Below are 12,354 nucleotides of genomic sequence, written 5' to 3'. Positions count from 1 at the left end.
TCCGCCGTGGGCGGTGGACACTGCGCGCTGGGCCCGGTCCGTGATCGGCGGTCCGTCCCCGGCACTGGGCCGGGCGGGAGCGTTGTGCCCCTATGTGCCCGCGGCCATTTCCCGGGACACCCTCACAGTTGTCGAATCCACCGACACTGCCCGGCCGGTCATGATCGATACCCTGCTGGACGAAGCCGGATGGCTGGCCGAGCAGCTCGGCCGAACACCGGCCGGGGAACGGATCTGGGTGGCGCACCTCCTCGTCTTCACCCGAATCGGCGCGAACCCGGACGTTCTCACCGAGATCCGCACCGATCTACGGGGCCGGCTGCTGCGTCAGGGCATCACCATCGGTGAGTTCTATCGCGACAGCCGGGATACGAGTATCCGCAACCCGCGCCATTCGGTCGGCCGGGCGCCGTGGCCGTGTTTCGCGTTGCGGGCTTATATGCCGCAAGACGGGAAGATTTTGCGAATCAGGCCCGATTCCGCTATCGGCTATCTGCCGCCCGGCGCGGCCGACGCGCGCCGGACAGCTCGATCGGGCCAGGTGTAATGCAGTGACCCGCGTAGTCGACCCGGTCGATCAGCGAGCGCTCAGTCTGTTCCAGCTGGTCGCCGACCCGTCCCGAGAAAGCGCTCAGCGGCTGTTCGAGCGATTGGCCGCAGCCGATCCCGTGCATTGGGACCCGTACACCCAGAGCTGGCTGATCGCCGAACGTTCGGCCGCTGTCCAGGTTCTGCGGGACGGCAGTTTCAGTTCCCGGCCCGAGCGTCTACTGCACCCGAACCTGCCGGAAGCAGACCGCGGCGCACTGGCCGATCTTCTCGGTCGTCAATTGATGTTCCTGGACGGGCCGGCCCACGCCCGGTTACGCCCGGTGATCAGCCGAGTCCTGTCCCCGCGTCGGGTCCGGGCAGCGGCCGACAGTATCGCCGCGGCGACCGAGCGGGCGTGCCGGCGAGCGCGCGAGGGCGAAACGTTCGATCTGGTCGCCGATATCGCCGTGCCCGTCCCGCTGGCGGTGATATCGCAGCTACTGGGATTGCCCGAGATCGACCCCGAGCGCCTGCTCACCATGTCCGACGCCTACGTACGGGTGATCACCGGGATCGAGCGGACGGCGAGCGAGGCAGTATCGGCGGCGGTGGCGGAGTTCCGGCAATTCGCTCTCGAAGTGATCCGTCACAAGCGCCGCTACCCAGCCGACGACGGCGCCGGCGAACTGGTCCGGCAGGCCGATGCTCTCGGCGGTCTGGACGATGAGGACATCGCCGCCAATCTGGTGATGCTGATCGCGGCCGGCCACCAGACCACCAGCGGGCTGATCGCGGTCGCCATGCTCGACCACCTCACCAACCGGTCGGCAGAGTCGAAGGCCGACCAGGGTGAGTTCGAACTCGAGACCGAACTGGCACGGATCTCACCGTCGCGATTCATCGCCCGCACCGCCACCGCCGACCGAACCATCGGCTCCCGAACGATTTCGGCGGGCCAATCGGTGCTCGTGCTGCTGGGTGCGGTCGGCCATACCGAATACCAGCGATCGCGATCCGATCATCCGCCGCGTCATATCGCGTTCGGCGAGGGGGCGCATCGGTGCCCCGGTGCCCAACTCGCCCGGCTGGAAGCGCAAATCGTGTGCGACCAGTTGCGTGATCTACCCCTGACCCGCACGACGAGCGACACCCGATGGGGCGCGAACATCACCCTGCCCGGCCCCACCGCCCTGCCCGTCACCTGCGCTGTCTCGCCAGAAAGGCCACATCCATGACCGAAACCACCGCCCCGACCTTCCTCGAACTGTTCGACACCCATGTGCGCCGGTCGCCTACCGCGACCGCAGTGGTCGGCAAGGACGCCACCGCGACCTATGCCGAACTCGCCGCCGCCGGTCGAGCGTGGGCAGCCGAACTGTCGGATCGGGGGGTGCAGCCGCAGGACGTGGTCGCGGTCTGTCTGCCACGTTCGGTCGACGCCGTTGCCGCGGCGATCGGGGTGTTCGCGGTCGGCGCGACTGTACTGATGCTCGAAACCAATCTGCCTCCGGCCCGGCGCAGCCAACTCGTCGACGAGGCAGGTGGCGCGTACATAGTCGACGCGCCCCTCGACCCGGCCCGCAGCCCTGACACTGCGGAATTCAGGCGACCGCAGCCTCACGATGCCGCGTATATCGTTTTCACCTCCGGTTCCACCGGGGTGCCCAAAGGTGTGGTGGTCGAACACGGGTCGCTGGCCAATACCATCGCCGCGCAGCACGCCTTGCTCGATATCGAGCCGGGGGATCGGGTTGCTCTCATCGCACCCTTCACCGTGGACGCGTTTCTGTTCGAGCTGACGCTGGCACTCTGCGCGGGCGCCACCGTTCATATCGCCGATGAAGCACAACGTCATCCGGGGCTACCGCTGCGCCGGTTTCTGCGCACCAACCAGATCACCGCTCTGGTCGCCACCCCCACCACCCTGCGTAGTCTCGATCCGGCGGACCATCGATCGGTTCGGCTCCTGCTGAGTGCCGGCGAAGCCCTCGATACCGAACTGGCCGGACAGTGGGCCCCCGGGCGGGTACTGATCAACGCCTACGGGCCGACCGAAGCCGCCATCTGGGCCACCGCGGCCCGGATCTCGGGCACCGAAACCGAGATCGGCCTCGGTGAACCCATCCCCGGGGTGCGGGTCGATGTACTGCGCGACGATCTGACCGCCACCGAGGTCGACGAACCGGGGGAGATCTGGTTGAGCGGGGCCGGTATCGCGCGGGGGTATCTGAACGTGGATTCGGCGCACGGCTTCGTCGAAACCCAGTGGGGGCGCGCCTACCGGACCGGTGACCGAGCGGTCCGCCGTGCCGACGGCACATTGGTTTTCCTCGGCCGCGACGACGATCAGGTCAAACTCGGTGGACTACGCGTCGAGCTGGGCGAGATCCGCGCCCAGATGCTGCGCCATCCGGCCGTCGCCGATGCCGCTGTGCGAGTGCACAAGGACCGACTGGTGACATACGTCACCGGCCCGGATGCCACGGCCCTGAACCGAGACGATCTCATGCTCTTCATGGAGGAACAGCTGCCCATGCAGCTGGCGCCCACCACCTATGTCGTCGTACCCCGTATTCCGACCACCGCGTGGGGCAAGGTCGATATGACGGCACTGCCCGACCCCGACGAGCTGCTGCGGCGTCCGGAAGCGCCCGCGGCGGAACCGGCCACCGACTTGCAGCGTTACCTGATCGCGCTGGCCGAAGAGCTCATCGGCGCCACCGAGGTGACCGTGGCCGACGATCTGTTCGTTCTCGGGTTGAATTCCATTCGGGTGGCCCGGTTCATCGACCGCATCAACCAGGACCGGGGTGTGGAGCTGGCGCCGGTCGATATCTTCCAGCATCCGACGATTGCCGCGCTGGCCGACCGAATCGCAGCCGACACGGTAGCGGAGGCCACGCTGTGAGCGCCCCCAGCCCCTGGTTCACCGATTTCGGGCGGCCCGCCACGGGCGCGCCCCGACTGTTGTGCCTGGCGGGCGCGGGAGCCTTTGCCAGCGAATTCCATGCCTGGCCGGCGGCGTTCGCTGGGATCGCCGATATCACCGCCATTGTGTTGCCGGGGCGGGAACGGCGGATCCGCGAAACCGGTATCACCGATATGGACGGCCTCGTCCGAGAGATCGCCGCCGAACTGAACGAGGTCATCGACTCGGAGCAGCCGTTTTCCTTGTTCGGACACAGTTTGGGCGCGCTGGTGATGTTCGAACTGGCCCGCCATTTGCGATCGGTCGCCGGTCACCGACCGAGCCGCCTGTTTGTCAGCGCCCAATCGGCACCGGGCGTCCGGGAAACGCATCCACCCGCCGCGAGTACCGATGCCGAACTCGTCGACTACATCCGCTCCTTCGGTGGGGCACCCGAGGACGTGCTGGCCAACGCGGCTTTCATGGCGGCGTATTTCCCCGGTATGCGCGCCGATCTCGCGCTGTACGAGAACTACCGGTACCTACCCGAACCATTGGTGGACCAACCGATCACCACCTATCGCGGCGGAAGCGACCACACCATTGATCCCGCGGATATGCGCGGCTGGGCGGCGGTGACGGGTGGCCCCTGCACCGCAGTCGAAATCGACGGGGGCGGACACCTTTTCCTGCGCACCCATTTGGACGAACTCGTCGCCGATATCGGGGCGCGGCTGTCAGAGGTGAGTCCGGCAGGCCATGCCGGCTGAGTTGTCGTCCGCTGAGCCCGCACTCCAGCTGTTTCGGTGGTGCGTCGATCGTCGGCCGGATTCGCTCGCCCTGTGTCACGGTGTGGAGACGGTGACCTACCGTGAACTCGGCGATCAGGTGAGCCGGCTCGCGGTGGTGTTGCGCGAGCACGCAAGGGCCGATGATTCACCGGTGGCCATCTTGCTGCCGCGGGGCAGACACCTGGCGGTCGCGGCGGTCGCCGTCGCCGAAGCCGGGCGGGCCGCTCTGCCGATCGATCCGGCCCACCCGCCGGAAAGGGTTGCCGGAATTCTCACCGCGGCCTCCGTGAATACCGTTGTGACCAGTAGGGAGATTCTCAGGACGCGAGGACTCGACGCCGGGGGCACCGTTTCTTCGGTAATCACGGTCGAGGAGGTGCTCGGGCGGCCGACGGACCCGGCGGCCGCGCGCCACACGGATTCCGCGGGCCCCGCCGCGCCGACCGAACTCGCCTATATCGTCTTCACTTCCGGTTCCACCGGAGCCCCCAAAGGGGTGATGGTCGAACACCGATCGCTGGCCGCTTTCCTCGACTCGGCGCGCACCGCCTTCGCCGTGGCGGCCGGTGACCGGTTCGCCATGGCGGCATCACCCGGTTTCGATGCGGCATTGCTGGAAATCTGGCTGGCTCTCACCAGCGGCGCATGCCTGGACGTAGTGGATCACGCGGTCACGCTCGACCCGCCGCGCCTGCGGGAGTGGTTGCTCGAGCGCCGAGTCACCCATATGTTCCTCACGACCGCACTGGCCGAGCCGCTGCTCCGGCTGGACTGGTTCGGTCGGCGTGGCTCCTTGCGGGTGCTGTTGACCGGTGGTGAGATTCTGCGGCGACGTCCCGCACCGGAGCTGCCCTTCCGGCTGGTCAATTGCTACGGGCCGACCGAGACCACCATCATCACCACCGCCGGCGTGGTGACGCCCGGAGAGTCGGACAACGACCTGCCGCCGATCGGCGAGCCGATCCCCGGTGCGCGGGTCCATCTGCTGGACGGTGATTTGCGGCCGGTGGCGAGTGGCGATATCGGCGAGCTGTACATCGCGGGCGCCGGAGTCGCCCGTGGCTATCTGGGCCGCCCAGACCTGACCGCGGAACGATTCGTCCCGGATCCGTGGGCCGCACGCCCCGGAATGCGGATGTATCGCACCGGGGATCTGGGTCGTCGGCTACCCGACGGCAGTATCGAATTCCGTGGACGGCTGGACAATCAGGTCAAAATCCGCGGGAATCGGGTCGAACCCGCCGAAGCAGCCTATCGGCTGAGTCGGCATCCGGCCGTCGCTGCCGTACACGTGGAGCCCTATTCCCCCGGCGGGCAGCGCGATATCGAACTGGTCGCCTATCTGGTACCTGCTGATATGGGCTCTGTACCGGACGCCACGGAACTTCGCCGCTTTGCGGCCCGATCGCTACCCGACTATCTGGTACCGACGCGCTTCCTCCTCCTGCCACGGTTACCCGTCACCGCCAACGGGAAGGTGGACCGGACCGCACTACCCGCACCAGAGACAGCCGAGGCCCTGTCCGCGCCGCGGTCCGCGGAGCCGGAAAAAGAGCTGGAGCGGCGACTCGCCACGATCTGGCAGGAGCTGCTCGCCGTCGATCGGGTGGGCCTCGACGACAGCTTCTTCGACCTGGGTGGCCATTCCATCCTGCTGGCCCGCCTCCAGCAGCGGCTCAGTGGTGAATTGGGCCGGGAGATACCTCTGATCGCTGTACTCACCCACCACACCATCCGCGATCTCGCCGGATATCTCGCGGCGAGCCGGCCGGGGTGAGGTCCGCACGCTCGAGCCGATGACCATGGCCCGGCACGGCCGAGTTCCCGGCCCGACGCCGCGAACCCCACCTCGCGGTCCGGGTGGGCTCGAAGCCGCCGGGTACCGGGTGCGCGAGATCAGGATTCGCGGGCGGCCTGGAGCAGGGCGTTGGCGAACTTCACCATCTGGGCAGGGCCGCCGTACCAGGCGGTGACCGCGGACAGGACCGCGGCCCGCGCCTCGCGTGCGGCGCGGGCCACCTCCGCGGCCGACACCTCGCCCGTCTCCGCCTGTCCGGCCAGGACTTCGAGATCATCGCTCGCGGTCAGCAAACGCATGATGAGGTGGATGTCTATATCGGCGCCTTCCTCGCTGCGGCTGTGCCGGGATGCGGTGTCCTCCACCGGCACCGGGCGCCGGGCCATCGGCAGCGCCGGTACCGGTTCCGGGGCGGGGCCCGACAGTGTCGCCTCCGAACGGTCCGGCGCCGCCGACTTGGCGGCCTCGGCCTCCTCCCGCGCCCGCCGGGAGCGCCGCGTTTCCAGCGGCGGCCGGGAATCGGCTCCGTCACCCGATTCCGGGGCCGGCTCACTCGCGGTATCGGGAACGAGGGTCAGCGGTGATACCGCCGCAGCGGTGGTTTCCGGCGCCTCTTCGGCCGGCTCCGCGGAACCGGCGTGCCGGGGATCCTCGGACTCCAGGATCCGGGTGAGCAATTCGGCCACCGGCGCGCCGGATTCGTCGTCGGGGTCGATACCGTGCGCGGGCTCGGGATCGAGCAGCCGGTCGAGTATCGGGGTGCCCTCCGGTGGGGCCAGCCGCGGCGGAGGGGTGTGCGCGGCGGTCTCGTCGGCCGGACCCGCCTCCTCGGGCTGTGCCGCGATCCGCAGCGCGGGCTGCTGATCGCCGTGGGCGCCGGACTGTTCGTCGTCGGTGTTGTATCGGGCCGCGGACCGCGGCAACTGCCGCGGGCTGGGCAGTTCGCGGTCGCTGTCGGAAGCGCCGGACGGGTCGCCGGCCGGTACCGGTTCGTGCAGGCCCACGGAGTTCGCCGGTAGCGCTTCGTGGGCGTTCGGCGGCGCCGTGTTCGGCTCGTCGGCCGGAGTGGGGGCGTGCCGGGCCGCGGACCGCGGCAGGCGCCGGGCCGGCAACGGCGGTGCGGCGGATTCCTCCTCGGGGCCCGGCCCGGGTGCGGTGCGGCCGCGGGTGGGCAGCCCACGCGACGGCAGTTCCGGCCGCGCAGCGGAATCATTGTCGAGCGCGGGCTCGCGCTCTTCGCCCGGAACACCGGACAGCGCACGCGGATCGGTGACCGTGGCCGCGGAGTTCTCCTCGTGGCCGGGCGAATGCTGGTCCTCGAAAGGGTTGAACGCGTCCGCGGAGGGGCCGGGTTCGGTGAGATCGAGTTTGCGGCGTCGGCCACCGGTCTCCAGCGGGTGCGGTGCCGGTTCGTCCCCGATCGAGCTGAGCCAGCTCGGCAGCGATCCGGTGTCCGGGGACGAATCGCCGTAGGCATCGGGGCGCTGCGGTGTCTCGGGCGGCAGCGGGTAGGCGGCCTCCATCGAGCCCGAGGTGGGCAATTGGGTGGTCGGGACGGAGAACGGGTCGGATCCCGGCCGCCCGGCCGAGGCCGGGATCGTGGGCTCGGCGGCCGGCGGTGAATCGGCCGCGTACGGCGACCCGGGCGCGGGGATCCGTGCCGAGGAGGCGAGGGCGGCCGAGTGTTCGCCGGCCTGGCCGGGGCTCTGCTGCGGTATTCGCGGCAGCGCCCCGGGATCGGTCTGCCCGGGATCGCTCGCGGATCCGGCGGTGTGCCGGGTGGACAGGGCAGCGGTATCCGGTCCGTTGGGGTCATCGGGAGGTGCCGGGAACCGGGACGGGTCCGTCGGTGAGGTGCTGAAGCGGGAATCCGGTTCCTGGGCGCCGGATGTCATGACGCCGACCGCGGCGGTGTCACCGATGACTCCGGGGGTGTTCCAGGCGGCGAACGGATCCAATGCCGCCGACCCGCCGGTGCTGTGCTGGTTCTGCGTGGGAGTGGACGGTGGTGCGGGGGTCCACGTATAACCGTGATCCGGAACGGAATCGGATCGGTTCGTGGCGCCGTTCGTTCCATTCGCCGAATCGAATTCGTTCGATCCGAAGCCGGCGAAGCCCCTCGACTCGGAGTTCGGGTGCGCCCGGCCGTACTCCTCCTGGCGGCCGCGACGTTCGTCTCCGAGGCTGGCATTTTCGGCATCCATGGGCCCATTCTTACCCGCCGGGGTGGTTTTCGTTCTAGTGTGCGAAGCCCATGAATGGTGCGTGAGCCGCCCGCGGTGATCAGTATTACATCCCGGCCGAGAGCGGTCGGCGCGCGGATCCGCGCCCGGGACATCCGGATACGCGGCTCTGACGTGCCCGGACGGCGGGATGTACGGAAACCGGCGGAGAAGGGCTCACCGGACGCCCGCTGCGTGCCGGGTCTGTCGGGTCCTCTCGAAATTTTCCCGGTGATGTCGATGGCGCAAATGAGTCTGCCCGCCGGGCTCGGCCGGCGGGTAGCTCGTCGAGGTGGTTGTGGCTCAGTGGTGCGTCGCGGCCCCGTGCATCCGGCCGGCCACCGCCGGCAGTGCTGCCACGGCGAGTACGACGGTGACGATTCCGACGACCCAGGACGTCCACGACGCCCCGTTGTAGCCGGTGTAGTCCATGGCCCACGGTGCGATGAACAGCAGTGCGCCGAACAGTGCCATGCCGTAATCGGCCGCTGCCATCGAGGGCCGGTACATCTGGGCGAGTCCGGTGAGTGCGATGAGCGCTCCGAGCACGATCATCGTCCACACTGCTCGGTCGTTGGTCGCCACCCAGATCGGGGAGAGGGCGGTGAAGACACCGAGCACCACGGCCAGGAAATCCTGAGTTCGGCTTTCTGTGAACATAGTGGCCTCCTGAGACTGGAAACAGGTCCGTAGACAGGGCCTGACCTCGGTATAGCCTGTCCGGGCGCGACCGGTCGATATCGCAACGGACACGATTGCGCGGCGAAATGATGCGCAACGGACACGCATTCGCCGCGGCCCCGGGCCCTGGGCGTATCGCCGTCTGCGCTCCGGCCATGTGCTTCCCGTGTACCTCTGCGTTCGCTCCGGCTGTGCGCGGATCGGGGATGGGCTTTGTCCAGCTGCGCTTGTTAGGGTGGGCTACACAATTTTCTGTAACCTGTTCCAGGCGCGGCGCCGGGCCGCGGGGAGGGAGGTCGGTATGTCCGCACCGATCGTTATCGCCGGGGCCGGCCTGGCCGGGCTGCGCACCGCCGAGGAGTTGCGCCGCGCGGGGTACGAGGGTGAGCTGGTACTGCTGGGTGACGAGCCGCGCGCGCCCTACGATCGTCCGCCGCTGTCCAAGCAGTTCGTCCGCGGCGAAACCACCGCGACCCCGCTGCGTCCGGACGAGTTCTACGACGAGAAGAAGATCGACCTGCGCCTGGGTACGGCCGCGACCGGTGTGGACACCGATGCCAAGCAGGTGCGGCTGGCCGACGGTTCCACGGTCGCCTACGAGCATCTGATCGTCGCCACCGGGCTGCGGCCCCGGCTCCTGCCCGGCGCCGACGAGGTGACCGGGGTCCACGTCCTGCGCAGCCACGACGACGCGGTCGCGATCCGGGAGGGGCTGCGCGACACCACCGCGGCGCTGGTGATCGGTGCCGGTTTCATCGGCTGTGAACTGGCCGCGAGCCTGCGCGCGCAGAAGGTGCCCGTGGTGCTGGTGGAACCACAGCCCGCCCCGCTGGCCGGGGTGCTCGGCGCGGAGTTGGGCGAGCTGGTGGCCCGGTTGCACCGGGCCGAAGGTGTCGATCTGCGCTGCGGGATCGGCGTGGCAGAGCTGCTGGCCGATCCGGCGGGCCGGGTGCGGGGTGCCCGGCTCGCCGACGGGTCGGAGGTGACCGCGGATCTGGTGGTGTCGGGTATCGGCTCGCGTCCGGTGACCGACTGGCTGGCCGGATCCGGGATCGAACTGGCCGAACCGACCGCGGGTGGTGGAGTGTTCGCCGACGACGCCGGGCGGACCAGCGTTCCCGGCGTCTGGGCAGTGGGCGATGTGGCGGCGTGGCGGACGCCCACGGGTGAGCATCGCCGGATCGAGCACTGGACCAATGCCGGAGAACAGGCCAAGCTGCTGACCTGCGCGCTGCTGGGGGTGGCTGCGCCGGGTATCCCGCAGGTCCCGTACTTCTGGAGTGATCAGTACGACCTGAAGTTGCAGGCGCTCGGTACACCGCGCGCGACCGACGATATCCGCATCCTCGCCGACGACGGCCGCAAGTTCCTCGCCTACTACTTCCGTGAGGGTCGGTTGTCCGGGGTGGTGGGCGCCGGGATGACCGGTCAGGTGATGAAGATGCGCGCCAAGATCGCCGCGGCCGCCCCGGTGGAGGAATTGCTCGGCGCGACTCAATAACCTGTTGGGGTGATCGTCGCGCTCATCGATTCGGGTTTCGGGCTGCTGCCCACCGCGGCGTGGCTGCGCAAGCTGCGCCCCGATGTGGATCTGCTGCTGCAGCTGGATCCAGACGGGGCGCCGTGGGGTCCCAAGCCACAGGACTGGATGATCGACCGGGTGGTCGCGGCCGGTCGCACCGCGCGTGACCTGGGCGCCGAGGTGGTCGTGCTGCCCTGTAACACCGCCAGCGTGACCGCGCTCGAACACGTCCGGGCCGATCTGGGTGCCGCGATCCCCGTGGTGGGTACGGTTCCCGCGATCAAACCGGCCGCGGCGGCCTGCCGGTCGGTGGCCGTATGGGCGACCGCGGCCACTACTGCCAGCTCCTACCAGGCGGATCTGATCGCGCGGTTCGCCGGCGAGGCGAAGGTGACCGGAGTCGCCTGCCACGGACTCGCCGAGGCGGTGGACCGCGGTGATATGGCCGGGGTGCGTGCGGCGGTCGCGGACGCGGCGGCCCGGACGCCCGCCGATGTCGAGGGTGTGGTGCTGGGCTGCACCCACTACCCGCTGATCGTGGACAGCATCCTCGCCGCGCTGCCCGACGGCGTCCGGCTCTTCGACAGCGCGCAGGCCGTCGCCGCCCAGACGGTGCGGCGGATGGAGTCACTCGGGGTCGCGACGACCGGCGACGGGACCGTACAGGTGTATCTGAGCGGCCGGCCCGGAGCGCTGCCGCCCGGTGCGGCCGCGTACGAGTCCGGACGCATCCTGGGGGCTCGGTAGATGCGGCTTCCACGAGCGCACATCGGCTTCTCCGGCCGGGGAACCGGCCGAGGCCGAGAGCGTCGGCGTCGGCCGACTCCCCGTCCGTAGCGGTGCGGTCGCAGGCGGCGCGACTGGCTCCGATTGCGTATCAGTCGATACCGAAGGAGCCGGCGATGGTGTCGGCGACCGCGGTGACGGTGCCGCGGGCCACCGGCTGACGCACGATCCAGGTCTGCATGGTGATCGGTGGGTCGACCAGCCGCCGCCACACCCACCCGGGCAGCAACCGGCCCGCGGTGGTGCGGCTCAGGATCGCTGCGCTCGCGCCCGTGGCGTGCAGACAGGCCCGAGCGTTCTCGGTGTAGTTGGCGAAATGCCACCGCGGTCTGATCCCGGCCTCGTGGGCCGCCGATACGAGCCGGTCGTGGCCTATGGGGACCTGGTCGCGGGCGTGCGCGAGCACGTCCATGCCGTCGAGAGCGCTCAGTGGGCAGATGTCACCGGTGAACTCGCCTTCCGAGCGCGGATCGACGACGAGCCCGAAAGGTTCCTCGAGAACCCGGTGACGGACCAGATCTCCCGAGGGCGGCTCATGCACAAACGCTATATCGAGCCGTCCGGCGCGCAGCTGCTGGAGTTGGACGGTGCTGGTCGCGTCGGTGAGCGAAAGGTATGCCTGCGGCACGGCCGTACGTACGGTGTCGATGATCTGCCCGAGCCAGGCGGGTGGTAGGCCGGGGGCCAGGCCGATCTGCACGATCTCACGTACCGGGCCGGCATCGCGGGCGGCGTCTTTCGCGGTGTCGGCGTAGCGGAGGAGAGTGAGCACGTGCTGGTACAGGGCGGTCCCGGCGGGAGTGGGCACGATACCGGCAGGTACCCGATCGAAGAGTGGTACCCCGCATTCGCGTTCGAGTTGCTGGACCTGGCGGGTGAGGGCCGGTTGGGAGATCAGCAGCGCCTTGGCCGCCGCGGACAGCGAGCCGCGATCGAATACTTCGACGAAATACCGTAGCTGTCGTAGCTCCATCGTTGCTCCCCATTTCGCATACCGATCGGTATGCCATAACTTCAGGACATACCCGGGCCATCCAAGTGGCATTGGATCATGGGCGGCTCGCGCGGTTGCATTGTGGTGGGCACCACAACCGCCGCGCACCATGGGCGCCGGT

Annotated in this window: 10 protein-coding genes; 7 read left to right on the top strand and 3 right to left on the bottom strand. The window is 69.1% G+C overall.

The window, feature by feature from the left end:
- The first annotated feature begins 13 nt into the window (after positions 1 to 13).
- From NS4_RS22570 to NS4_RS22550, 5 genes are read left to right on the top strand one after another with little or no spacing between them, the layout of a single operon-like run.
- The gene (locus NS4_RS22570) at positions 14 to 547 is read left to right on the top strand and encodes a DUF6875 domain-containing protein (protein WP_063061507.1); all 534 of its coding nucleotides are present in this window, start codon (positions 14 to 16) and stop codon (positions 545 to 547) included.
- Positions 548 to 551: 4 nt separating this feature from the next.
- Positions 552 to 1,766, top strand: a complete 1,215-nt coding sequence (locus tag NS4_RS22565; RefSeq protein WP_063061506.1) for a cytochrome P450 — start codon at positions 552 to 554, stop codon at positions 1,764 to 1,766.
- Entirely contained in the window at positions 1,763 to 3,439 is a 1,677-nt protein-coding gene (locus tag NS4_RS22560; protein WP_063061505.1) for a non-ribosomal peptide synthetase, read from the top strand. Before NS4_RS22565 ends, NS4_RS22560 begins: the two co-directional genes overlap by 4 nt.
- Positions 3,436 to 4,209, top strand: coding sequence for a thioesterase II family protein (locus NS4_RS22555; RefSeq protein ID WP_063061504.1), 774 nt, complete (start codon positions 3,436 to 3,438; stop codon positions 4,207 to 4,209). The genes NS4_RS22560 and NS4_RS22555 overlap by 4 nt, the downstream gene beginning before the upstream one ends.
- Complete coding sequence (locus tag NS4_RS22550; RefSeq protein WP_084487600.1) at positions 4,199 to 6,007, top strand: non-ribosomal peptide synthetase; 1,809 nt, start codon at positions 4,199 to 4,201, stop codon at positions 6,005 to 6,007. The genes NS4_RS22555 and NS4_RS22550 overlap by 11 nt, the downstream gene beginning before the upstream one ends.
- Before the next feature lie 119 nt (positions 6,008 to 6,126).
- Here NS4_RS22550 and NS4_RS22545 read toward each other — a convergent pair whose 3' ends face one another.
- Together NS4_RS22545 and NS4_RS22540 are read right to left on the bottom strand one after the other, a co-directional pair.
- Complete coding sequence (locus tag NS4_RS22545; RefSeq protein ID WP_063061502.1) at positions 6,127 to 8,232, bottom strand: hypothetical protein; 2,106 nt, start codon at positions 8,230 to 8,232, stop codon at positions 6,127 to 6,129.
- 321 nt (positions 8,233 to 8,553) lie between these two features.
- The gene (locus NS4_RS22540) at positions 8,554 to 8,910 is read right to left on the bottom strand and encodes an SPW repeat domain-containing protein (RefSeq protein ID WP_063061501.1); all 357 of its coding nucleotides are present in this window, start codon (positions 8,908 to 8,910) and stop codon (positions 8,554 to 8,556) included.
- 322 nt (positions 8,911 to 9,232) lie between these two features.
- Here NS4_RS22540 and NS4_RS22535 point away from each other — a divergent pair, with 322 nt between their 5' ends.
- Both NS4_RS22535 and NS4_RS22530 read left to right on the top strand, forming a co-directional pair.
- Positions 9,233 to 10,432, top strand: coding sequence for an NAD(P)/FAD-dependent oxidoreductase (locus NS4_RS22535; RefSeq protein ID WP_063061500.1), 1,200 nt, complete (start codon positions 9,233 to 9,235; stop codon positions 10,430 to 10,432).
- Between the two features lie 9 nt (positions 10,433 to 10,441).
- Positions 10,442 to 11,200, top strand: coding sequence for a glutamate racemase (locus NS4_RS22530; RefSeq protein WP_063061499.1), 759 nt, complete (start codon positions 10,442 to 10,444; stop codon positions 11,198 to 11,200).
- Between the two features lie 130 nt (positions 11,201 to 11,330).
- On the opposite strand, the gene NS4_RS22525 is transcribed toward NS4_RS22530, so the two are convergent.
- Positions 11,331 to 12,212: a LysR family transcriptional regulator gene (locus NS4_RS22525; protein ID WP_063061498.1), complete on the bottom strand. Its 882-nt coding sequence runs from the start codon at positions 12,210 to 12,212 to the stop codon at positions 11,331 to 11,333.
- Positions 12,213 to 12,354 lie beyond the last annotated feature (142 nt).

It is taken from the genome of Nocardia sienata NBRC 100364 (assembly GCF_001613205.1).
Lineage (GTDB): Bacteria > Actinomycetota > Actinomycetes > Mycobacteriales > Mycobacteriaceae > Nocardia > Nocardia sienata.
The sequence above is the reverse complement of the archived record's forward strand: the minus strand, read 5'-3'. Positions and strand labels throughout refer to the sequence as shown.

Bases quoted from the DNA above. Each gene is read 5' to 3' on its own strand.
- NS4_RS22550 (WP_084487600.1), top strand. From the start codon at position 4,199: ATGCCGGCTGAGTTGTCGTCCGCTGAGCCCGCACTCCAGCTGTTTCGG.
- NS4_RS22540 (WP_063061501.1), bottom strand. From the start codon at position 8,910: ATGTTCACAGAAAGCCGAACTCAGGATTTCCTGGCCGTGGTGCTCGGT.
- NS4_RS22560 (WP_063061505.1), top strand. From the start codon at position 1,763: ATGACCGAAACCACCGCCCCGACCTTCCTCGAACTGTTCGACACCCAT.
- NS4_RS22535 (WP_063061500.1), top strand. From the start codon at position 9,233: ATGTCCGCACCGATCGTTATCGCCGGGGCCGGCCTGGCCGGGCTGCGC.
- NS4_RS22525 (WP_063061498.1), bottom strand. From the start codon at position 12,212: ATGGAGCTACGACAGCTACGGTATTTCGTCGAAGTATTCGATCGCGGC.
- NS4_RS22545 (WP_063061502.1), bottom strand. From the start codon at position 8,232: ATGGATGCCGAAAATGCCAGCCTCGGAGACGAACGTCGCGGCCGCCAG.